We start from the raw sequence: 22,128 nt of genomic DNA on the forward strand, positions 1-22,128 counted from the left end.
AAATGCCAAAAGAGAACACAAAAATTAGAAAATGTCTTTTCCCTGCTGCAGGATACGGAACAAGATTTCTCCCTGCTACTAAAGCTATTCCAAAAGAGATGCTCCCTATACTGACAAAACCACTCTTACAATACGGTGTGGAAGAAGCTAGAGAAGCAGGAATAAACACTATGGCGATAGTGACGGGTCGTGGAAAAAGAGCGATTGAAGACCACTTTGATAGATCATATGAGCTTGAGCATCAGATAAATGGAACTTCAAAAGAGATACTCATGAAAGAGATACGCGATATTGTGAAAAATTGTACAATTGCTTACACGAGACAAGTTGAAATGAAAGGTTTAGGTCATGCTATTTTGACCGGTGAGCCGTTAATAGGAGATGAACCGTTTGCAGTTATTTTGGCAGATGACTTGTGCGATAACGATGGCGAATCTGTTTTATCTCAGATGGTTAAACTGTATGATAAATATAAGTGTTCAATCGTAGCCGTTGAAGAGATAGAGCCCGAGGATAGCAACAAATACGGTGTTATAGCAGGAAATGTAGAAGAAGAGGGTGTGATAAGGGTTACAGATATGGTAGAAAAACCGGAACCAAAAGATGCACCTTCAAATTTGGCAATTATCGGCAGATATATTTTAACGCCTGATATTTTTGATATCATCAGAGAGACTAAACCGGGTAAAGGCGGGGAGATTCAGATTACCGATGCGCTTTTAACTCAGGCAAAAGAGGGCAGAGTTCTTGCATATAAGTTTCAAGGCAAAAGATTTGACTGCGGGAGTGTAGATGGGTTTGTAGAAGCTACAAATTTTTTCTACAATAAAACTAAAGAATAGCGATGCAATATCAACACAACTTTAACCCTACTATATCGGATGAGGATGTTTTTGGCGAAATAGTAAAAGAGAAAGATTTTATAGGTTACTATAATCTCGTATTTGGAGATACCTTAAAATACAAAGAGTATGCTTCACATGTAGTGCAAAAAAATATAGTCGTAATCGGTATAGGCGGCAGTACACTTGGTACTTACGCAATATATAAATTTTTAAAACACTCTAAAAAATTTAGTAAAAAACTCTATTTTTTAGAAACGACAGACCCGATTGATATAAAATCAAAAGTAGAAAATATTGATTTAAATGACACTCTTTTTATCGTTATATCAAAATCAGGCACTACTATTGAGACCGTTTCTATTTTTAAATATATCAACTCTTTGGTTAAGTGCGATAAAAATAATACGGTAGTTATTACAGAGAGCGACTCTAAATTAAACGAATATGCAAAAGCTAACGATATACAAAGTTTTGAAATACCAAAGAACGTTGGTGGAAGATTTTCTGTTTTTAGTGCGGTCGGTCTGCTCCCTTTAGCAATTGTCGGCATGGATATAGATGGGCTTTTAAGCGGTGCAAAAGAGGTGTATGACTCATTTTTCGATAAAAAAGATGTGTATGACAGAGTGCTTAAAAAAGCAAGATTTTTTGTGGAGTATAAAAATCGTTTTAATATAAACGTAATCTTCTCCTACTCTTCAAGACTAGACGGTTTTAACAAATGGTATATTCAGCTTTGGGGAGAGAGTTTAGGTAAAGTGGATATAAACAGCTCCAGACAGGGACTTACTCCAATCGGAATTATAGGTCCGATTGATCAGCACTCTTTTTTACAGCTTATTGTCGAGGGAACAAGAGATAAAACGGTTACCGTTATAAAGGTTGAGGATTTTGACAATCATTTAAAAATTCCGCCTGTAAAACTCGAAGGTCTTGGTGAGCTTGATTATCTTGATAATATAGAGTTCTCTTCGCTTATCAACAAACAAGCTGATGCAACGATAGAATCGATACATAATCTGAGTGATATCCCGTGTGACGTAATAACAATAGATAGTGTAAGTGAAAAAAGTATAGCTAGTCTTATGTACGAGTATGAACTATTAACTTCGATTTGTGCTAAATTTATGTACATAAATGCTTATGACCAACCTGGTGTTGAAGCAGGAAAAGTCATTCTAAAACAGAAGTTGGAGAGTAACAAGTAAAAAGATATGGGCGCAGATAGAAGAATATTAAATTTTTTAGTAATTATAGCGCTCTCCTTTATCACTTTTTGGTGGACTTTTTTTATATTTCATACGCCATTTGATATAAAATTGGTCCTTATCGTAATAGTAGTTCGTACTTTATCATCATTTTTCATATTTAGCGACTACTCTCTTTCATGGTCTAAAGCTTCTCAAAAAACGTTTCTTATAAAAAGTTTTGTGTATATATCCGCATTTTTAATCTATATGCCTTTTTTTTACACAAAGGTAAGAATTGCATTTTTGGCATCTGAGCTATTTTTATATCTGTTTTGTATAAATTTTATTATGTATTTGTATTACTATTTAATAAATAAAAGTCATATAACAAAGACAAAATCGGTTGTTATCTACGGTGCAGGAAGAGCAGGAATAAGGCTTGAATCAGAGTTTGCAAACAGTGAATACAAAGTTAAATATTTTGTAGATGACGATAAAATAATCCAAAACCGCTCAATCGATTCTATACATGTACTTTCAAAAGATAAGCTAAAAGATAAGATAGGCGATGATAAATTTGATTTATTGGTTATTGCAATGCCATCAGCAAGCAAAAACAGAGTAAAAGAGATATATGATAGTCTATCCAAATATTTCAGAATAATTCAGATATTACCTTCTCTTGAAAAAATTTTAGAAAATAAAAATTTTGCACAGCAGCTAAAAAATATATCGGTAGAAGATTTGCTTGCACGTCATCCGCAAGATTTGGATAAAAATAAAATTTCCTCTTTTATAAAAAACAAAACAGTACTTGTTACCGGCGCAGGTGGAAGTGTAGGAAGTGAAATTTGTCGTCAATGCGAAAAATACGGAGCCAAAACATTAATACTTTTAGACCATAGCGAATATAATCTTTATGCTATCGGGGAAGAGATACAAAAGATAAAAATAGTGCAGGTTTTGCAAAGTGTCGTAAACAAAGAACTGCTAGAAGAAACATTTAAAATACATAAACCTCAAATCGTAATACATGCTGCGGCATATAAGCATGTTCCGTTAGTCGAGACAAATATAGAAGAAGCAATCATAAACAACATTCTTGGGACAAAGAATGTTATTGATGCGGCTATAACATATGGTGTAGAAAAATTTGTAATGATTTCTACCGACAAGGCTGTTAGACCAACGAGCGTGATGGGAGCCACAAAGAGAGTTTGTGAGCTTTATGCCCAAAACGTAGTTTCTTTAAAAACAGATATAGTAGCAGTCAGATTTGGAAATGTTCTAGGAAGTAGCGGAAGTGTTATACCTAAATTTAAATATCAGATAGAACAGGGACAAAACGTAACCGTAACACATCCTGACATTACTAGATACTTTATGCTTATTCCGGAAGCTTGCGAACTTGTGCTTCAAGCAGGAGCGATAGCAACTGCAGGCGAGATATATATACTGGACATGGGTGAGCCTGTTAAAATAGTGGATTTGGCTAAAAAAATGATTGAGCTTAGTAAAAGAGAAGATATAAAGATAGAGTTTACAGGACTTCGTGCAGGTGAAAAACTCTATGAAGAGCTGTTAATAGACAAAAGTGACGCAAAAACAGATTATGATTCTATAACAGTTGCAAAGCCTACAAAGTATGATATAGATAAATTAAACAGAGATATTGAGGAACTGCTTTTTTGCGAGGATAAACTAGCTAAACTCAAAGAAATTGTTCCTGAGTTTAGCCGTTAAAAATATGTTAGGCTATATAATGTCCTACAAATTTACTCATATTGTTCATGATTTCACCGCCTTTTCTAAAACTAAGACCGCATGCTTCATAGGCGAAGAAAACACCTGCTTGGTATTTTGCACCGCTGCTGTCAGTGTTTAGTTCTACATACTCCTGATAAACTTTTTTATGATTATCATAAGGACCGCTCACTTGAGTAATAAGGTCTCCGTTTGAGTCAATTATCGCTACATTAGCACCCTCTCTGCCAAAAACAGGTTTTTGAACATGCTTGATTCCTTTAAGAGGTTCAAAAGAAGTTTTTAAAAGATACGGCGAATCAGGAAACAAATCATATAAAATTTTCAACATTCCCTTAGACTGAAAAAGTAAGGTATATGCAGGATTTAAAATGATTGCTTGTTGATTTTGCATAATTGTTGTAAGCATAGTGGCAAGTTCAGGCTCATCGGTTGCTATATCCTCCCATGGATAGAGTTTAAACCAATACTCATACTGATTTTCGTCTCTGTCAAAAATTCCGTTATCGTCAAATTTTATGTCTTGAAGATATTCAAAACTTGTGTTAAAACCTGCGTCAGTAGCAATTTGTTGTAAAAGTCTAGTAGTTGCTTCTTCTTCATCGTTTCCTTGTATTGATGAAAAAAGTATCTTCCAACCATCATAATTCTCATCAAAACTATCCGTATCATCAAAGAGTGTTACAAGGCGTCTAAAATTCTCTCTTATCGCATCATAAACGTTGTTAAACTGTCTATCTTCATTCATATTGTTCTCTTTAAGAATAGCCCACTGTAAAAGAGCAGTCTCAAAAAGTGCTGTCGGCGTGTCGGCATTAAATTCCAATAGTTTTATAGGTTTGCCATCAATTCCGCCCGATAAATCAAATCTACCGTAAACATGCCAGTGAACATCATTTTCCCAACTTTTTTTAATCGCATCGACAAGATTAAAAGGTATGCCTAGTTCAAAAAATAGGTTGTTTTCTATTACATATTCGGCAGCTTCGGCGTACATGTCATAGAGTTCATTAACTGCTTCATAGTAGGCTTCGGCTTCATCTTGCGTAATTTGTACCAGAGTATCATCTATATATCTACTGCTGTCATTATCCGTATGCCATGTAAATCCCAACTCTTCTAGCTGTTCATTTTTTAGAGGTTTTATTTTAGTAAGTTTCAAGATTAACCGCCGTAGTTTGTGCTGCTTGATGATGAAGCTCCGCTAGAGCCGCCAAAAAAACTTTTTTTAGTTGAAGATGTACTTCCGCTGCTTGAAGCAGAACTTGAACGGCTATATGCACTCTTATTTACCGTATTTGAACGTTGTGCAAAATTTTTATTATTCATAAGTGCATTACCTATCATGTTTCCTAAAAGAGAACCTGCCGCAACAGCTAAAATTGTTCCTGCAAGCCCCATTCCTGCACTGCCTTCACTGCTTTGGAGAGTTTCTGATGTACCGTCTTTAACTTTTTGATACTCCTGATCTGCTAAAGTCTTCATCTCATCTTCGTTCATAAAACGTTCAGTAACGTTGCCGTTAGCATCTTTTTCGCGAATTATAGCTCTGCTTGGACCATCAGTCGGCATTTCCTCTACAACTACATATTTTCCGTTTGTTTGCTGTTCGATTATTAAAAACTTATTTTGCTGTACTTGCTCTTGTTGTTTTGACTCACAACCGCTTAAAACACTCATCATTGCTATTCCGGCACTGCCTAGTGCGATACCGCTTGCTATTGAAGATATATGCTTCACTTATCTAAATCCTTTTTATTGATTTTAATGATTTTTTTTAGATTATAGTCATAAAATGTAATCTCTTTTCTTCCCTCATAGTAGAGATCTCCCGTATAACTATATTTTTTGTCCTTAAGCGTAATGTTTTTTTTCATAAACATAGCTTCTCCGACATAATGTCCTACACTCTCAATAAGTGTTAAAAGTGAAAGAAAAAATAGTAAACCAACCGTAATAAGGCTTATCTTATAATTTTTTATATATGTGACTATAAATCCCAAAAGTACAGAAAGAAAAAAGAATATTACTCCGTTTTGATTGTCTGCAAATAAGATATTATAGTAAAGATCGATATTATGAAAGTTTATGTAATTTAATAAAATTCCTAAAAAAAGAAAAAAATCTAATATAAAAGTAATAAAAATACCTGTTAAAAGTGCTTGTATAAATCTATTCATCTTAGTTTTCTCCTTTTAAGCTTATTGATTTTTATAAGAGCAGACGAATCTTTTTCAATTAAAAAGTTTACATCTTCTATTATTATATCAGCTTTTGATTCACAAAAGCTTCTCTCAAATTTTTCATTGCTTCTGTTTGCAGATGTAGAGTAAAACCAAGAAGCGTCTCTTAATATTTGAGAATGAAGTGTAAAAGGGGCAATTCTGAATGCAAAATTATTTATTATAAACGTTGTTTTTTTAGAGCGGCGAATAAGATTTTTTCTATTTTTCATCACTCTGTTTCCATCAGTTAAAAAACTTTTAAAATTCTTATATACAGTTATAAAAGGTTTTACAGACGGACGAGATTTTATATCGCAGAGTTTTTGTGCATCTTTTGACAAAAAACCGACGGTAGTGTCGGTTTGAGTTAAGATTACACTCATTGTTATGCTAGAAAATCTTGCAGAGCTTTTGAAGAAGACCATGAATCATTTTTCATCTCATCAAGAGCAAGTATAAGTGCTCTTGCGGCACTTAGCGTTGTAAAGTAAGGGATATTTCTCTTAAGTACCTCTTGACGGATAACAACTGCATCTTTTTTTGACGTATTGTTATCGGATGTATTAATTGCCATATGAATAGCATCGTTTTTCATACTGTCTTCAATATTTGGGCGACCTTCAGATATCTTTAAAACAATTTCACAAGGAACGCCTGCTTCTTCTAAGACGGCTTGTGTCCCTTTTGTAGCCACAAGTTTAAAGCCATGTTTATAAAGTCCTTTTGCAATTTCAGGAGCATATTTTTTATCTGTATCTACAAAAGATAGAAAACAAGTTCCTTCCGTTACAATTCTATTTCCAGCAGCAATTTGAGCTTTTGCAAAACTGATACCAAAATTAGAGCTAATTCCCATAACTTCGCCTGTTGATTTCATTTCAGGTCCTAGTACTAAATCTGCACCGTAGAGTTTATGGAAAGGAAATACCGCTTCTTTAACTGAAATATGTCCTTTTAAGCGAGGTTTTAAAAGTCCATTTTCTTCCATAACAATATTATATTTGTCGTAATATTTTAATGCGTCTCTAAGAGTCTCTCCGACCATAACGCGTGTTGCAACTTTGGCAAGAGGCATTCCCGTAGCTTTGCTTACAAACGGAACAGTTCTAGAAGCTCTCGGGTTTACCTCTATTAGATAAATTTCGTCTTGATATATTGCATATTGAACGTTCATAAGACCGCGTACACCTAATCCAAGTGCAATAGTTTTTGTTTGCTGCTCAACTTTGTCTATCATCTCTTTTGATAAATTAACCGGAGGAAGTGAACATGCGCTATCACCCGAGTGAATACCTGCTTCTTCGATATGTTGCATGACTGAACCGATATAAACATCAACCCCGTCGCAAATAGCATCAACGTCAAGTTCTACTGCCTGATCTAAAAACTTGTCTATTAAAACAGGAGCATTGTTTGAAACGGAAACAGCTAAATCCATGTACTGTTTTAACTCATCTTCACTGTAAACGATTCGCATTCCGCGACCGCCTAGAACGAAAGATGGACGAACAAGTACAGGATAACCCAATTTTTCAGCAATACCGTAAGATTCCTCTTTTGTTCGAGCTAGACCGTTTAATGGCTGTTTAAGACCGTTTTTAATAACAAAATTAGAGAATTGTTCTCTATCTTCTGCTAAATCAATTACAGCTGAAGGCGTACCTATAATATTTGCTCCGATATTAGTAAGAGAGTTTGCAAGTTTAAGCGGTGTTTGTCCCCCAAAGTGAACTATGATTCCATCAGGATTTTCATTCTCTATAACTTCTCTTACATGTTCAAAATCAATCGGTTCAAAATATAGTACATCAGAAGTATCGTAATCAGTTGAAACAGTTTCAGGATTACAGTTGTACATAATAGTCTCTATATCCATCTCTTTAAGTGCGAAAGCGGCATGTACACAACAGTAATCAAACTCTATACCTTGACCGATTCTGTTTGGTCCACCGCCTAAAATCAGAACTTTTTTCTTATCGCTTACTCTGTTTTTTACATTTGGAAGTTTTGTAATATTTGTAGTAGAGTATAGGTAAGGTGTCAGTGCTTCAAATTCTGCTGCACAAGTGTCAACTTCATTATATTCAAAGTTTACATGTAGAGATTTTTTAGCTTTGTAAACATCCTCTTCACTTACATTTTGGTTTGAGTTCTTATTTATTAGCTGAGCGATTCTCTTATCTGAAAAACCGTCCACCTTTAAGCTTCTCATAAACTCTTCATCAGACAAGACCTTCTCTGTTATAGTACCTTCGCTTTTTATAATCTCTTCCAATTGGTATAAAAACCAAGGGTCGATTTGACATGTATCAAACATCTCTTCTATGCTCATTCCACGGCGAAAACCTTCAGCTACATAAAGAACTCTGTCAGCATTTGGACGACGAATTTCATGTCTGATAAAATCCATATCTCCATCTATTTGGTCAAAGCCGCACAGACCAGTTTCCAGTGAACAGAGCGCTTTTTGAATAGACTCTTTAAAAGTACGTCCGATTGCCATTACTTCGCCGACGCTTTTCATACTTGTACTTAGTGTATTTTCAGCTTCTGGAAATTTTTCAAATGTAAAGCGAGGGATTTTTGTTACAACGTAGTCGATTACAGGCTCAAATGATGCAGGTGTTCCTGTAATGTCGTTTGTAATTTCATCAAGAGTAAATCCGACTGCCAAAAGAGTTGCTACTTTTGCAATAGGATATCCGGTAGCTTTACTTGCAAGTGCAGATGAACGTGAAACACGAGGATTCATCTCAATAACTATCATACGCCCAGTTTTAGGATCAATTGAGAACTGAACATTACTTCCGCCGGTATCAACGCCTATCTCTCTTAAAATATCAAAAGAGGCATTACGCATTCTTTGATACTCTTTATCTGTCAGGGTAAGGGCAGGTGCTACAGTAATACTGTCTCCTGTATGAACTCCCATTGGGTCAAAGTTTTCAATTGAGCATACGATGATACAGTTGTCCGCTTTGTCACGAATAACCTCCATCTCGTACTCTTTCCATCCAAGCAAAGACTCTTCGATTAGAATTTCTGTAACAGGAGATTCATCTAAACCGCGTTTTGCAAGTTTTTTGAATTCATCCATATTGTAAGCAACACCGCTTCCCCCGCCTGCAAGTGTAAATGAAGCACGGATAATTATAGGAAAACCTATTGTTTCAGCAGCTTTAAGAGCATCATCCATATTGTATGCGTACATTGAGAAAGGTAAATCCATACCTATTTTAATCATTGCCTCTTTAAAAGCAGAGCGGTCTTCGCCTTTATGTATTGCTTCTGGAGATGCACCTAGAAATTCAATCCCCTCTAGCATACCTTTTTCGTACATTTTAGTAGCTACGTTTAATGCGGTTTGTCCACCCATTGTAGGCAGAATTGCATCAACTTTTTCATCTTTGATAATTTTAGCAATTACGTCTTCTTTAATAGGCTCAATGTATGTTCTGTCCGCAAATTCAGGGTCTGTCATAATAGTCGCAGGATTAGAATTTATAAGAACTACACGATAACCAAGCTCTTTTAATGTTTTAACTGCTTGAGTCCCTGAATAGTCAAACTCACAAGCTTGACCAATAATTATTGGACCTGAACCAATAAGTAAAATAGTATTAATGTCGGTGCGTTTTGGCATTTTTTACCTTTAATATTTATACATAAAAAAATTTGTATATTATAGGCAAAAAGCACTTAAGATTTGATGAGTTATGCAGAGCTTTATTTTACTTTTGTAATCATATGATAATAATTAGGGTCATTGGCTCTGTAGTAAGGCTCCACTACTGCACTTTGATAGCCTTGAGATTTTGTAACCGATATGACTTTTCCGACTTTTAGCCCTTTGAAAAAAATCTCATCTAGCCCTGAAGTCACTACTTCATCACCTATATTTATTATAAACCAAGCAGGGATAAATTTGATAATTAGATTTTTAGCATTGTTTCCCTGTGCTATACCTGAGGCTCTGCTTTCTCCGACGTAAACGGCATAAGAACACTTTATATCTCTGTTTAAGAGACCAAGCGCTTTATCGTTTTGCGATACTACTATACCTGCTACTAACTCTTTATACACAAGTCCATAGATACGTGAAGAGTTGTAATCGTCTATATCCATCCAAATTCTATTTTGGTCACCGAAGTTTTGGTAAGAAATAGCTCTTACTAGCTGAACATTAGGATCTGTTTTTAAAGTTGAGTTATTTTGTGCAAGAAGGTCGTTTATTTCAGAAGCCAACTGTTGCATAACTAAGTGGTCATCTTCATATTTTTGAAGTTTTTCTTCAAGCTCTTCTATATGCGAGGCTTGATAAAAGTGTTTAACTAGCTGTTTTTCTACAAATTCAATTGAAGCATTATAATTTGATTTTACTTTATTTAATGCAGAAATAAAAGGCGATTGAATTATGTCAGTATAATATAACGCACCCAAAAGGAGCGTAATAAATATTAGGAAAAAGCTAAATAATCCCTTAGTCATTTTCAAAAAGTTCTTGTAGTAAATCTATCTCTTCAAGTGCGCGACCTGTTCCTCGAGCAACTGCTAGAAGAGGCTCATCTGCAACATACACCGGAATTTTTACAATATCGGATAAATACTTGTCGAGTTGACGAATCAAAGCACCGCCACCTGTTAATATAATGCCGTGATTTACTATATCGCCAGCTAAATCAGGAGGCATCTGTTCTAGCACATCTCTTAAGGCTTCGCCTATCTCTTTGAGAGGGTCTCTCATAGCTTCTCTTGCATCTTCGCTAGTTAGTTCAACAGAACTGAGTAGCCCTTCGACTTGATCTCTGCCTGTAATTACCATTCTTAGTTCTTCATCAAGAGTTACGGCAGTACCGATTGCAATTTTTATCTCTTCGGCAACTCGCTCGCCAATTAGAAGATTGTATTTTTTCCTGATAAAGTTAACAATTGCTTGATCTATTTTGTCTCCCGCAGTGCGGATAGATTTTGAGAGTACTAGTCCTCCTAGCGAAACAACACCTATTTCCGTCGTACCGCCGCCGATATCAACTACCAAATTTCCTTGCGGTTCACGTATCTCTATTCCTGCACCGATTGCTGCAGCCATAGGCTCTTCAATTAGAAATACTTCTCTAGCACCAGCGCTTAAAGCAGACTCTCGTACAGCTTTTCTCTCAACTTGCGTTAGGCCGTACGGAACACAAATAATAATTCTTGGGCTAATTAGAGAGCTTCTTCCATGAGCTTTTTCAATGAACTTTCTAATCATCTTCTCTGTCATGTCAAAGTCTGCAATAACCCCATCTTTCATTGGACGAATAGCTTTAATATTGCCGGGAGTCTTGCCTACCATCTCTTTTGCTTCATGTCCAACCGCCAAAACTCTCTGATGACCGAATTTTTCCGTTTTAACGGCAACTACGGATGGTTCGTTTATAATAATGCCTCTTCCTTTTGCAATTACAATCGTATTTGCAGTTCCTAAATCTATCGATAAATCATTAGAGAAAAGACCAATTAATTTATTAAAAATCATTATATTACCTTATGCTATTTGTTTTGAGTGTTTTTTGATGTACACCGGTACATCAGCATCATCTATTACGGCTTTCGTTATTAAAACTTCATATCCGTTGTATTCCGGAAGTTCATACATGATATCAATCATATTTTCTTCCAAAATCGCGCGAAGTCCGCGCGCACCGGTTTTACGTTTAATAGATTTTTTGGCAATCGCTCTTAGCGCATCATCTTCAAAGTTAAGTTCAACGTTATCTATTGAGAAGAGTTTTTTATACTGTTTAATAATAGAATTTTTAGGTTCCGTCAAAATGCGAACCATATCATCTTCCGTTATTTCATTAAGAGAAGCAATAATAGGAAGACGACCTACAAGTTCTGGAATTAAACCGTAATTTACTAAATCATCCGGTTCAACCATGTCATAGCTCATTTTTTGCTCTTTTTTGCTTTTTTTCTCATGACCGAAGCCTAAAATATTTTCTCCTTGTTTTTTCTTTAAAATTTCATCAAGCCCGTCAAATGCACCGCCGCAAATAAATAATATACCTGTAGTGTCAATTGCAATAAATTCCTGATTTGGATGTTTTCTTCCGCCTTTTGGAGGTATATTTACAACTGCTCCTTCAATAATTTTTAAAAGTGCTTGTTGAACACCCTCTCCTGAAACGTCACGTGTAATAGAACGGTTTTCACTCATACGAGAAATCTTATCGATTTCATCTATAAAAACTATTCCCATTTGAGCTTTTTTAACATCTCCATCAGCCGCCTGAAGAAGCTTTGTTAAAATATTTTCAACATCTTCTCCAACGTATCCGGCTTCCGTTAAACTTGTAGCATCGGCAATTGCAATCGGAACATTTAGTACTCTGGCAATTGTCTGTGCCATAAGCGTTTTTCCGCTTCCGGTTGGTCCTATTAGAAGTACATTTGATTTTGCTATTTCTGTTTCATCATCTTTTACATTTTGAGTTTTAAATATTCTTTTATAATGATTATACACTGCAACACTAAGAAGCCTTCTAGCGCGTTCCTGACCTATGATATAATCACCCAAAAAGTTGTTTAACTCTTTTGGAGTCATTAGTTTTGTAACGGCATCAACTAACTCTTCATTTTTTGAAGTAGTAGAAGAACTCTCGTCTCCAAACATTATTTTGTAAGCAGAAATTACACAGTTTTTACAAATATATACACCGTTGCCTGCAATTAAAGGATTTGCATCGCTCTCATGAGCATCACAAAAGCTACATGCTCTATGAATCATAAATTTTTCCTCTCATATGGAATTCCGCGTTTTGTTTTAAGAACAAAATTGCAAAGATCTTGAACATGATGACTAGTCGTTTTTTCAAGTAACTCGCTTGCAACATCCTTAAGCGGTTTTCCTGCTTCAAATAGCTCTTTATAAGCTATTTTAATCTCATCTATCTCTTCTCTTTTAATGTGTCGTCTAAGACCTGTTAGGTTTAATCCTCTAAGCGTTGCACGATTACCTTCTGCCATACAAAAAGGGGGAACATCCTGAGCAAGTGCAGATGCACCGGCAATCATCGCATAATCGCCTATATGAACAAATTGGTGAATCGGAGTCATTCCACCGATTACTGCATAATCACCCATCTCTACATGTCCTGCCAAAGTAGCGGCATTTGCTAAAATACAATGATTGCCTATAATAACGTCATGTCCTATATGAACATAACCCATAAAAAGATTGTTTGAGCCTATGATTGTTTTTCCGCCTCCGCCTTTTGTACCGGGGTTAAAAAGGGTAAACTCTCTAATTTTATTGTTATCGCCGATAATAAGTTCAACATCTTCTCCCTCAAATTTAAGGTCTTGCGGAATCGAACCGATTACGGCGTGTGAAAAGATATGATTATTTTTACCAATAGTCGTTTTTCCATAGATACAACTGCTTTGTTCTATTTTTGTTCCATCACCTATAGTGCTTTTTGCAGAGATAAAACAGTACGCTCCTATTTCAACATCACTGCCTATAACGGCTCCTGTTTCTATAATTGCTAGAGGAGAAATTTTACTCATTATTTATCTACAATCATGGCTTTTAATTCGGCTTCTGAAACCAAAACATTATCAACATAAGCTTTGCCGTCGAGTACCCAGATTTGACCTTTGTTTTTGATAACATTTATGCGGTATTCCAGTCTATCCCCCGGTTTTACGGGAGAACGGAATTTTGCTTTGTCGATACTCATAAAATAGACAACCTTGTTTGCGGCTTCTTCTTCCGTCATAGTTCCCATGCTTTTAAATGCCAAAATTCCGCCTGCTTGAGCCATTCCTTCTAAAATCATAACGCCTGGATATATTGGGTGACCCGGAAAGTGACCTTGGAAAACGTTATCGCCTATTGTTACATTTTTAAATCCTACCAAAGATATGTTTTCTTGAATCTCGGTAACTCTGTCTAAAAGTAAAAAAGGGTAACGATGAGGAATAATTTTTTGAATTTCCATAACATCCATAATCATAATACAAAAGCCTTTATAATAATTTCGGTTATTTTAGCAAAAAAAACATTATATAATGATTAGTTTTTCTCTTACGTCTTCATAAATTTTTGCATCAAGTTCGATTGTAAGTTTTGTATGCGGGATTTCATCAACAATAATTATTGGGCTTAAATCGTAATTTTTATTTGTTAAAACGCTTCTAAATTTCTGCTCTTCCTCAAAATCAGGCTGATTAAAAATCAGTTCATTTACTGTTTTGTACTCAAAATTACATGTCGTATTGAAAAAATCTAAAGTAACAAATCTAATCTCTTCGCGATTAAAATAGCCAATATTATCATGGATAAACTCAATGCTTCCTTGCGCTTTTTTTCTAGGCATAGTTGAGTAAGAGAGAGCATATGCAGGAATTATCGTATCATTTTTAAAAAAAAGTTTAAAATTAAATTGGCGATAGTTTAAAAATTTCTCTTTTACTATCTTATAGGCAATATTTTTATCTTCAAGTTCCATTCTATGTTTATACATGTCAAGTCTCTCTTCTATTGAAGCAGGTAAAACTTGGTTTGAAATCGGTGAAAACATCTCATCCATAAGACGTTCTTGTTGTTCTCTTTGCATGGTAAGCCCGTAGATACATCCGCAGTAGTCTTGACGATAGAGCTGCTGCTCTTTTGTAACTCGACTTTGGTCTTGCGTGCCGCCCTCTTTTCTATAATCGTACGCTATAAATTCAACACCGTATTTTTTAAAAAATATATCTCCGCTCCTCTTTAACTGTTCTTGGGATTTTAGCGGACTAACAAGCAGTGTAGTAGTTATTTTGCTCTCATTTAGCTCAAGAGCTTTTTTTGCACTTACTTCAAATCGTCTATCAAAACATACTTCACATCTTGCGCCTTTTTCAGGCTCATTTTCCAAACCTCTAACAGCTTCCATCCAACTCACAAAATCATACTCGCCTTCGAGCAGTTCAATGCCTAGTTTTTTGCAAGAGCGTTTAACGTCTAAAAGACGAAGCTGATACTCAGAATATGGATGGATATTTGGGTCGTAAAAGAAGCCGATAAGTTTTTCATCAGGATAGTCGTGTTGAAGTTTTTCTAAAAAAAAGTGCGAATCAACGCTACAGCAGATGTGGACTAGCATTTATGTCTCCATGCAAAGCAGCAATAGTGCTTTGCAATAAAATTATCTATTTTCAAGAACTTCTATAGAATTAATTGCGTCTTGTCCTCTAATGCTATCAAGAACTGCAAAACTATCTTTGTCATTTTCTTCAATTACGCCAAAAACAGTATGAACGCCGTCTAAATGAGGAGTCGCTACAAAAGTAATGAAAAATTGGCTTCCGCCCGTATTTGGTCCTGCGTGAGCCATAGAAAGAGCGCCTCTTCTATGTTTAGTTTTGTTTTGTTTTGTCTCACAAGCAATTGCCCAGTCCGGTCCGCCTGTTCCTGTTCCGTGAGGACAACCGCCTTGAGCCATAAAACCGGGAATTACGCGGTGAAAACTAAGGTTATTGTAAAAACCTGTATTTGCTAGATGTGCAAAGTTTGCTACCGTATTTGGAGCTTCTTCCGGGAGTAATTTTAACCAGATATCGCCTTTGCTAGTTGATACTTTTGCCCACTGAAGTTTACTTAACTCTTCTGCGCTTAAATCGTATGTTTTTAGTTTTCTTCCAAACATTTTTTGCCTTTGTGGTTATTTTTTTGAAATTATAATCTAAGTTTAATAATATATAATCCTATACATGAAAATAAAATCACTATTTCAAAATATTACTATAAAACAAGCCGATGTTTTTACCATATTGATTATATTTCTATTTACTATGATTTTTGTCGGACTTCTTGTTGAAGAGATGTATGAAGAGTATGAGAGAGCACTTGAAAAAAGCTATGTTATAAAATTGGATGACAACATATCTAATATCGATATTTTGGCACAAAACCAAAAAAAATTAAAATCGCTTTTAATAAAAACTGTTTTAGCAATCGTCACTCTCTCTTTTATAATATTTGCGATATTTTTAGGACTAAATAACCTTTTTAACAAATTGTTACAAAGAGATACTCAAACTTTTTTGGATTTTTTTAAGAGAGCGGTTGACCGTGAAGAGGCGATAAATCCAAATACTATATTTTTCCAAGATTTCAAAGTAATGGTAGGCTATGCAAATGAGATGGTTCATAAAATTAATGAGCAAAAAAATAGTTTAATTGAGCTGAATTTAGGACTGGAAGAGAGAGTAAAGAAAAAAACGACTGCTCTTTTGCAAATAAACGAAAATTTAGAAAAAGAGAAGATTTTTTCACAAGATTTACTAAAAGCTCAAAAAGAGTTTTTAAGATATACGGTACATGAGACAAATACGCCACTAAGCGTAATTTTGACAAGCATAGAACTCTACTTGATGAAAAATAAAAAAGATAGACAAATCTCTAAAATAGAAGCAGCCGCAAAAAATATCTTTAGTATATATGATGATTTGAGCTATTTAGTTAAAAAAGACCATATTGAGTATAAAAAAACGGTTATAAATTTGGAGAATTTTTTAAGAAGCAGAATAGACTTTTTTAAAGATGTTGCGGAATTATCGCGTATAAAATTTGATTATTATAAAACTTCCGAGGAACTACATGTATATTTTAATCAGACAAAACTTCAAAGAATTATAGACAATACTTTGACAAATGCAATAAAATATACGCTTCCAAATGAAGTAGTACATGTAAAGCTTGAAAAGTTAGGCGCATTTGTAGAGTTTTTAGTAAGTAGCAAATCAAAAATTATTAAAGATACGGATAAAGTATTTGAGGCTTACTATAGGGAAGAAAAAAGCAGAGACGGTTTCGGACTCGGGCTTAGACTGGTAAAGAGTATATGCGATGAAGAGGGGGTAGAAGTTAAAGTCAGCTCAAGCGACTCTTTGACAATGTTTAGTTACAAGTTTAAAGTGATGGGGGATTGATGAAGATACTGCTTTTAGAAGATGAGATAATGCTCAATGAGTCTATTTGTGAGTATCTTGAATCAGACGGACATCAGGTTGAGAGCTTTTTTGACGGTCTTGAAGCGTTTAAGGCTATAAAAGAGAACTCTTATGACCTTCTTATTTTAGACATTACAGTCCCAGGTATTGATGGACTTACCTTTTTGGAAGAAATTCACGCGCTAAAGATACATGTACCTGTTATCTATATAAGCGCTTTGGTTGATATAGAAGATATCTCAAGAGCTTATACTTTGGGCTGTAATGATTATCTTAAAAAACCGTTTCATTTAAAAGAACTTTCCCTGCGTGTGGATAGAGTAAATGTTTTTAACAATGCTCCTAGAATCCATCTGCGTCTTTCTAAAAATTATAGTTACGACCAAGAACACAGCACGCTTCTATTCAACCAAGAACCGCAAATACTTACGAAAAGACAGTCTCAGATAATAGACCTTCTCTCAAGAAATCGCGGACGCGTTGTTGACTTTGAGCAGTTTCAGACTTACGTTTGGAGTGAACAGATAGTCGATAATGCCACAATAAGAGCAGAGATAAATAGACTCAAAAAGTTTTTAAAAGAGGATGTTATTATAAATGTCAGAGGAATGGGGTATATGATAGATAAGCCCTAACTGCCTATTTAGTGGTGTTAAAATTATTTTGTACGCAATTGTAATAGTCCTTTTTTATGGAGGAAGTGGCTATAATCTGTGGAGAATATGTTAGTTTATAGATAACTTTTTATAATTAATTTGGAATATGTATGTATGCATTCATAGTCCACCAATTTGCACTAATGCCACTTAAACCTTTACTCACGAAATCTGTATAGGTATCACTAATTGCATAATAAAATAAGTTTGTATTATTTACTTTACAAGCATATTGATTTATAGCTTGTGGGGCAGTAGTACCTTCTATATTTACTGTATAATATGATTTGTCTGTAAGGAATCTTTTATAATCATTGATTGAAGCAAACTTTGTGTGTGATATATAAGTTTTCTGATGTCTTTCAAATTCCATTTTTATTATTCTTGTAAGATCACTGCTATGATCAATTTCAATTTTTCCACCATGATTTGAACATATATATTTAAAGCCACTTTTCAAGTCTGTCTGTAATTTTTTATATGGATCATTTTGTTTAATTAAACTAGATACACTATATTCAGAGAAGTATAAATTTTTTTCATATTCATTAAAAGATTCTTTAGATAAGTCATATATTGAATATTGTTTATTACTAGTTACTTTTTTAATTGAAAATGTCTTACCACCGCACCCTGAAAAGATAAATATTATGAAAATCGCTATAATGCTTATTAGATATATATATTTAGACATAAATTTTTTTCCTCGTATAAAGTAATTTCTATTTTTGATTGTATCTATTTATTTTAAAATATATACTAAAATAGTTGTCTAAATTATTAGTGGTAGTATAAATATTGCTAATGGAAATTAAACCAACTATAAAATTTTACCAATAAATTAAAGGAAAATATAAAATTAATATATTTTTTTGTACCGTTTTTTGATAAGAGATATAGTAAGATAATTGACGCAGTTGTTTATAGATTAGCTATTACGAAACAGTAAATAAGCCTATTTGCTTACTACGCATAATTTTTTGCTACATGATAGATAAGCCCTAACTGTTACTTTCCTTCCCACCTTTAAAAATTATTAAATTTTAATCATACTTTTTCATCAATGCTATGTTCATGCTATTTTCTTATTTTAGGATTAGGTCGTTAAGAACTAAAAAGGGAGAGTAAAATGAAAAAAAGATTGATGTTAAGCGCAATAGCTATTAGTGCAATAGCTACGGCACATGTTAACGCTGCGGATGATTTAAGCAGTATGTTTTCGCAAGGGAAAGTAAACGGTCAGATTCGTGCATTCTTTATAGATAGAGATTATCAAGGAAGTGCAGGAAATACAACTCACAGAAGTTCAACTGCACTTGGCGGTAATTTAAAGTATGAAACGGCTGACTATAAAGGTTTAAGCTTAGGAACGGCATTTTATACGACAAATAAAGTAGCTACGGGTTCAGTAACGGATGCTACTCTTTTTGGGACAGATAATGAAAGTTATTCGATATTGGGCGAAGCTTATGTTCAGTATAAAGCGGCAAACACTGTTTTCAAAGGCGGTCGTCAAAAGCTTGATACACCTTTAGCGGGAAGTGATGATGCTAGAATGCTTCCTAACTTGTTTGAAGCTTATGTTTTAACAAACAAAGATATTGCAAACACTACTTTAATGGCTGCACATGTAACAAAATTTGCACAAGGAACGTTTGGTCGTGCATACTCTAACTCATCAAATGCAAATAAATTACTTTCAGTAACATCTGGTTACTCATATGTTGATGCGCAAAATCAAGTAGGTGATTTTAAAGATATGGGTGAATATGCCGTAGGTAAATCAACTGACGGTGTATCTGTATTATCTGCAACTTATGCGATGGATAAAAACTTTAAAGTTCAAGTTTGGGATTACTATGCGCATGATATTATTAATGCTATATATGCTCAAGCCGACTTATCATGGAAATGTTTACTAACGGATATGATTAAGCCTTCATTATCGGTTCAAGGTATAAAAGAGAATGAGGTAGGAGATGAACTAGCAGGAAAAATCGACAGTACTTATTGGGCTGCACAATTTAAAGCTAAAGTAGAAAACTTTACAGCTTCTATCGCATACTCTCAAACAGGAAAAAATAGTGCTGCTGAAGCTGCAACAGGCTTGCCAAATGCAATTATTACTCCATGGGGCGGTATGCCGGCATATACGCAAGGAATGGTAACTAGACACCAATTCTTAGCTGGAACAAAAGCGACTAAAGTTGCAGGAACATATAATTTCAAAGATATGGGAGCAAATCTTTCTACTACGCTTTATTATGCTTCGTTTGATATGGATGCAAATAGCGGCTACGGTATAGCAAGAACTGCAAAAGAGAGCGGATTTGACGTTATATACAATCCTGAGATGATTAAAAAATTACAACTTCGTTTTCGCGGTAATTTCCCGAGAAAATTTCATGAGAGTGCTTCAGGCGACACAGGCTGGAACGAGTATAGAGTTATAGCTAACTATAATTTTTAAGGAAAAATGATGAACAAAGATTTAGTCCAAAAAATCAAGAATGATCCAAATTATCAAGAGCTTATTTCTAAAAGAAATGGCTTTGCGATAAAGTTGTCAATTGCTATGTTAGTAGTCTATTTTACATTTATATTAACAATAGCTTTTAACCCATCAGCACTAGGTACGCCTATATCATCAGATTCTGTTACGACTATCGGTATTCCAATCGGTATGGCAGTTATTATTTTTGCTTTTATCTTAACTGGTATATATACAAAAAGAGCAAACGGCGAATTTGATGATTTAAACAACAAAATCAAAAACTCAATAAAGGAGAAATAATGAATAGAATATTTGCTTTTTTAATCCTTGGAACTGTTGCAGTTTTTGCATCGGGTGCAATTACGGGTGAAATACAAAAACAAGCAGTTAACATGTCTGCTATAGTAATGTTTTTAATATTTGTCGGCGGTACTTTGGGAATCACTTACTGGGCAGCTAAAAAAACAAAAAGTGCAAAAGATTTTTATACTGCAGGCGGTGGAATAACAGGCTTTCAAAACGGTATGGCGATTGCGGGAGACTACATGTCGGCTGCGTCATTTTTGGGAATATCAGGTTTGGTTTATGCAAAAGGGTATGACGGACTTATCTACTCTATCGGTTTTTTAGTTGGCTGGCCTGTTATCCTTTTTATGATTGCTGAACCATTAAGAAACTTAGGTAAATACACTTTTGCCGATGTTGCTTCATATAGACTTCGTCAAACTCCAATCCGTACTCTTGCGGCTTCAGGTTCAATTGCAACTGTTATTCTTTATCTTATTGCTCAAATGGTTGGTTCAGGTAAACTTATCCAGCTTCTATTTGGTCTTCAATATGAAGTAGCGGTTATGCTAGTTGGTGTTTTAATGATTTTATATGTAACTTTCGGCGGTATGCTTGCTACAACATGGGTACAGATAATTAAAGCATTTTTACTTCTCTCCGGTGCTACATTTATGTCTTTAGCCGTTATGGCACATTATGATTTTAGTTTTGGTGCACTTTTTTCACATGCTACAGAACTTAAAGGTATAGAGATTATGAGCCCGGGCGGACTTGTAAGTGACCCTATATCGGCTATATCACTTGCAATCGCGCTAATGTTCGGTACTGCCGGTCTTCCTCATATTCTTATGAGATTTTTTACGGTTAGTGATGCTAAAGAAGCACGTAAATCAGTTTTCTATGCAACAGGTTTTATCGGTTATTTTTATATTTTAACTTTCATTATCGGTTTTGGTGCGATTGTTATGGTATTTAAAAATCCACAATACTTAGATATGGCAAAAGAAGCAGTAAGTGGGGGTTCACCGATATTAGGCGGAAACAACATGGCTGCAATTCACTTAAGTCATGCAGTCGGCGGCGACTTCTTCTTAGGATTTATTTCTGCGGTTGCATTTGCTACAATTTTAGCGGTTGTTTCAGGACTTACTCTTGCAGGTGCATCTGCAATTAGTCATGACCTTTATGCATCTGTTATTAAAAAAGGTAAAGTTGACTCATTAAAAGAGATGAAAGTATCTAAAATTGCTACGGTAGTTCTTGGAATAGTTGCAATTGCTATGGGTATCGCTTTTGAGAAACAAAATATAGCGTTTGTTGTCGGTCTTGCTTTTGCTATCGCGGCATCTGCTAACTTCCCGATTTTATTCCTTTCTATGTACTGGAAAAAACTAACGACTCGCGGAGCAGTTATCGGTGGATCTTTAGGTCTTGCTACAGCTGTTTTACTGGTAATTTTAGGTCCTATCGTATGGGTACAAATATTAGGAAATGCAGAAGCAATCTTCCCATATAAATATCCGGCACTTTTCTCTGTTACAATAGCGTTTATAGGTATCTGGTTTTTCTCAATTACAGATAACTCACAAAATGCTAAAGACGAACAAGAGGCATTTGAAGCTCAATATATCAGAAGTCAAACAGGTATAGGCGCTGAAGGTGCAAGTGAGCATTAATACTATT

Annotated in this window: 21 protein-coding genes; 8 read left to right on the forward strand and 13 right to left on the reverse strand. The window is 34.9% G+C overall.

The genetic code is table 11. The annotated features are described in order from the left end of the window. Window positions 1-2: 2 nt before the first annotated feature. Genes galU through pglF form a run of 3 tightly spaced genes read left to right on the forward strand, consistent with a single transcriptional unit; the run spans window position 3 to window position 3,778 of the window. Window positions 3-842, forward strand: coding sequence for a UTP--glucose-1-phosphate uridylyltransferase GalU (galU, locus tag A2530_RS03410; protein ID WP_294885721.1), 840 nt, complete (start codon window positions 3-5; stop codon window positions 840-842). A 2-nt stretch (window positions 843-844) separates the two neighbouring features. Beyond that, window positions 845-2,053 (forward strand): glucose-6-phosphate isomerase, encoded by a 1,209-nt coding sequence (locus tag A2530_RS03415; protein ID WP_294885723.1) that lies wholly within the window; start codon window positions 845-847, stop codon window positions 2,051-2,053. A 6-nt stretch (window positions 2,054-2,059) separates the two neighbouring features. Beyond that, window positions 2,060-3,778 (forward strand): UDP-N-acetylglucosamine 4,6-dehydratase (configuration-retaining), encoded by a 1,719-nt coding sequence (gene pglF / locus A2530_RS03420; protein ID WP_101244922.1) that lies wholly within the window; start codon window positions 2,060-2,062, stop codon window positions 3,776-3,778. 7 nt (window positions 3,779-3,785) lie between these two features. Here pglF and A2530_RS03425 read toward each other — a convergent pair whose 3' ends face one another. The 12 genes from A2530_RS03425 to A2530_RS03480 all read right to left on the reverse strand — a co-directional run bounded on the left by A2530_RS03425 (window position 3,786) and on the right by A2530_RS03480 (window position 15,701). After that, the gene (locus A2530_RS03425) at window positions 3,786-4,964 is read right to left on the reverse strand and encodes a glutathionylspermidine synthase family protein (protein WP_294885759.1); all 1,179 of its coding nucleotides are present in this window, start codon (window positions 4,962-4,964) and stop codon (window positions 3,786-3,788) included. Beyond that, complete coding sequence (locus A2530_RS03430; protein WP_294885726.1) at window positions 4,964-5,539, reverse strand: hypothetical protein; 576 nt, start codon at window positions 5,537-5,539, stop codon at window positions 4,964-4,966. Before A2530_RS03430 ends, A2530_RS03425 begins: the two co-directional genes overlap by 1 nt. Then, complete coding sequence (locus A2530_RS03435) at window positions 5,536-5,979, reverse strand: hypothetical protein (RefSeq protein WP_294885727.1); 444 nt, start codon at window positions 5,977-5,979, stop codon at window positions 5,536-5,538. The genes A2530_RS03430 and A2530_RS03435 overlap by 4 nt, the downstream gene beginning before the upstream one ends. Continuing rightward, window positions 5,976-6,407: a Sua5/YciO/YrdC/YwlC family protein gene (locus tag A2530_RS03440; protein ID WP_294885728.1), complete on the reverse strand. Its 432-nt coding sequence runs from the start codon at window positions 6,405-6,407 to the stop codon at window positions 5,976-5,978. The genes A2530_RS03435 and A2530_RS03440 overlap by 4 nt, the downstream gene beginning before the upstream one ends. A gap of 2 nt (window positions 6,408-6,409) precedes the next feature. After that, window positions 6,410-9,667, reverse strand: a complete 3,258-nt coding sequence (gene carB / locus A2530_RS03445) for a carbamoyl-phosphate synthase large subunit (RefSeq protein WP_294885729.1) — start codon at window positions 9,665-9,667, stop codon at window positions 6,410-6,412. A gap of 83 nt (window positions 9,668-9,750) precedes the next feature. Next, window positions 9,751-10,512: a rod shape-determining protein MreC gene (mreC, locus tag A2530_RS03450; RefSeq protein WP_294885731.1), complete on the reverse strand. Its 762-nt coding sequence runs from the start codon at window positions 10,510-10,512 to the stop codon at window positions 9,751-9,753. After that, window positions 10,505-11,542: a rod shape-determining protein gene (locus A2530_RS03455; protein ID WP_294885733.1), complete on the reverse strand. Its 1,038-nt coding sequence runs from the start codon at window positions 11,540-11,542 to the stop codon at window positions 10,505-10,507. Before A2530_RS03455 ends, mreC begins: the two co-directional genes overlap by 8 nt. A gap of 9 nt (window positions 11,543-11,551) precedes the next feature. After that, window positions 11,552-12,796, reverse strand: a complete 1,245-nt coding sequence (gene clpX / locus A2530_RS03460) for an ATP-dependent Clp protease ATP-binding subunit ClpX (protein ID WP_294885736.1) — start codon at window positions 12,794-12,796, stop codon at window positions 11,552-11,554. Then, window positions 12,793-13,578: an acyl-ACP--UDP-N-acetylglucosamine O-acyltransferase gene (gene lpxA, locus A2530_RS03465; RefSeq protein WP_294885737.1), complete on the reverse strand. Its 786-nt coding sequence runs from the start codon at window positions 13,576-13,578 to the stop codon at window positions 12,793-12,795. The genes clpX and lpxA overlap by 4 nt, the downstream gene beginning before the upstream one ends. After that, window positions 13,578-14,024, reverse strand: a complete 447-nt coding sequence (fabZ, locus tag A2530_RS03470) for a 3-hydroxyacyl-ACP dehydratase FabZ (RefSeq protein WP_294885761.1) — start codon at window positions 14,022-14,024, stop codon at window positions 13,578-13,580. The genes lpxA and fabZ overlap by 1 nt, the downstream gene beginning before the upstream one ends. 51 nt (window positions 14,025-14,075) lie before the next feature. After that, a complete protein-coding gene (locus A2530_RS03475; RefSeq protein WP_294885739.1) occupies window positions 14,076-15,158 on the reverse strand; it encodes an epoxyqueuosine reductase QueH in 1,083 nt (360 codons plus the stop codon). Window positions 15,159-15,200: 42 nt separating this feature from the next. Next, window positions 15,201-15,701: a peptidylprolyl isomerase gene (locus A2530_RS03480; protein WP_294885741.1), complete on the reverse strand. Its 501-nt coding sequence runs from the start codon at window positions 15,699-15,701 to the stop codon at window positions 15,201-15,203. A 64-nt stretch (window positions 15,702-15,765) separates the two neighbouring features. Between A2530_RS03480 and A2530_RS03485 the strand changes: the two genes are divergently transcribed. Next, window positions 15,766-16,986 carry a HAMP domain-containing sensor histidine kinase gene (locus tag A2530_RS03485; RefSeq protein ID WP_294885743.1) on the forward strand — a complete coding sequence of 407 codons (1,221 nt, stop codon included), beginning with the start codon at window positions 15,766-15,768 and terminating at the stop codon, window positions 16,984-16,986. Then, window positions 16,986-17,642 carry a response regulator transcription factor gene (locus A2530_RS03490; protein ID WP_294885744.1) on the forward strand — a complete coding sequence of 219 codons (657 nt, stop codon included), beginning with the start codon at window positions 16,986-16,988 and terminating at the stop codon, window positions 17,640-17,642. Before A2530_RS03485 ends, A2530_RS03490 begins: the two co-directional genes overlap by 1 nt. Before the next feature lie 115 nt (window positions 17,643-17,757). On the opposite strand, the gene A2530_RS03495 is transcribed toward A2530_RS03490, so the two are convergent. Beyond that, a complete protein-coding gene (locus A2530_RS03495; RefSeq protein WP_294885745.1) occupies window positions 17,758-18,357 on the reverse strand; it encodes a hypothetical protein in 600 nt (199 codons plus the stop codon). A gap of 435 nt (window positions 18,358-18,792) precedes the next feature. On the opposite strand from A2530_RS03495, the gene A2530_RS03500 reads away from it, so the two are divergent. Genes A2530_RS03500 through A2530_RS03510 form a run of 3 tightly spaced genes read left to right on the forward strand, consistent with a single transcriptional unit; the run spans window position 18,793 to window position 22,121 of the window. Then, window positions 18,793-20,133 carry an OprD family outer membrane porin gene (locus tag A2530_RS03500; protein WP_294885747.1) on the forward strand — a complete coding sequence of 447 codons (1,341 nt, stop codon included), beginning with the start codon at window positions 18,793-18,795 and terminating at the stop codon, window positions 20,131-20,133. Between the two features lie 9 nt (window positions 20,134-20,142). Beyond that, window positions 20,143-20,457 (forward strand): DUF485 domain-containing protein, encoded by a 315-nt coding sequence (locus A2530_RS03505; RefSeq protein ID WP_294885749.1) that lies wholly within the window; start codon window positions 20,143-20,145, stop codon window positions 20,455-20,457. Next, window positions 20,457-22,121 (forward strand): cation acetate symporter, encoded by a 1,665-nt coding sequence (locus A2530_RS03510; protein WP_294885750.1) that lies wholly within the window; start codon window positions 20,457-20,459, stop codon window positions 22,119-22,121. The genes A2530_RS03505 and A2530_RS03510 overlap by 1 nt, the downstream gene beginning before the upstream one ends. The last annotated feature ends 7 nt before the right edge of the window (window positions 22,122-22,128 follow it).

This window comes from Sulfurimonas sp. RIFOXYD2_FULL_34_21 (assembly GCF_001830805.1).
In the GTDB taxonomy this organism is placed as follows: domain Bacteria; phylum Campylobacterota; class Campylobacteria; order Campylobacterales; family Sulfurimonadaceae; genus Sulfurimonas.

What these genes read in the sequence shown, in the direction of transcription:
- galU (WP_294885721.1), top strand. Translation starts at nt 3, where the DNA reads ATGCCAAAAGAGAACACAAAAATTAGAAAATGTCTTTTCCCTGCTGCA.
- A2530_RS03415 (WP_294885723.1), top strand. Translation starts at nt 845, where the DNA reads ATGCAATATCAACACAACTTTAACCCTACTATATCGGATGAGGATGTT.
- pglF (WP_101244922.1), top strand. Translation starts at nt 2,060, where the DNA reads ATGGGCGCAGATAGAAGAATATTAAATTTTTTAGTAATTATAGCGCTC.
- A2530_RS03435 (WP_294885727.1), bottom strand. Translation starts at nt 5,979, where the DNA reads ATGAATAGATTTATACAAGCACTTTTAACAGGTATTTTTATTACTTTT.
- A2530_RS03440 (WP_294885728.1), bottom strand. Translation starts at nt 6,407, where the DNA reads ATGAGTGTAATCTTAACTCAAACCGACACTACCGTCGGTTTTTTGTCA.
- carB (WP_294885729.1), bottom strand. Translation starts at nt 9,667, where the DNA reads ATGCCAAAACGCACCGACATTAATACTATTTTACTTATTGGTTCAGGT.
- mreC (WP_294885731.1), bottom strand. Translation starts at nt 10,512, where the DNA reads ATGACTAAGGGATTATTTAGCTTTTTCCTAATATTTATTACGCTCCTT.
- A2530_RS03455 (WP_294885733.1), bottom strand. Translation starts at nt 11,542, where the DNA reads ATGATTTTTAATAAATTAATTGGTCTTTTCTCTAATGATTTATCGATA.
- clpX (WP_294885736.1), bottom strand. Translation starts at nt 12,796, where the DNA reads ATGATTCATAGAGCATGTAGCTTTTGTGATGCTCATGAGAGCGATGCA.
- lpxA (WP_294885737.1), bottom strand. Translation starts at nt 13,578, where the DNA reads ATGAGTAAAATTTCTCCTCTAGCAATTATAGAAACAGGAGCCGTTATA.
- A2530_RS03475 (WP_294885739.1), bottom strand. Translation starts at nt 15,158, where the DNA reads ATGCTAGTCCACATCTGCTGTAGCGTTGATTCGCACTTTTTTTTAGAA.
- A2530_RS03480 (WP_294885741.1), bottom strand. Translation starts at nt 15,701, where the DNA reads ATGTTTGGAAGAAAACTAAAAACATACGATTTAAGCGCAGAAGAGTTA.
- A2530_RS03485 (WP_294885743.1), top strand. Translation starts at nt 15,766, where the DNA reads ATGAAAATAAAATCACTATTTCAAAATATTACTATAAAACAAGCCGAT.
- A2530_RS03490 (WP_294885744.1), top strand. Translation starts at nt 16,986, where the DNA reads ATGAAGATACTGCTTTTAGAAGATGAGATAATGCTCAATGAGTCTATT.
- A2530_RS03495 (WP_294885745.1), bottom strand. Translation starts at nt 18,357, where the DNA reads ATGTCTAAATATATATATCTAATAAGCATTATAGCGATTTTCATAATA.
- A2530_RS03500 (WP_294885747.1), top strand. Translation starts at nt 18,793, where the DNA reads ATGAAAAAAAGATTGATGTTAAGCGCAATAGCTATTAGTGCAATAGCT.
- A2530_RS03505 (WP_294885749.1), top strand. Translation starts at nt 20,143, where the DNA reads ATGAACAAAGATTTAGTCCAAAAAATCAAGAATGATCCAAATTATCAA.
- A2530_RS03510 (WP_294885750.1), top strand. Translation starts at nt 20,457, where the DNA reads ATGAATAGAATATTTGCTTTTTTAATCCTTGGAACTGTTGCAGTTTTT.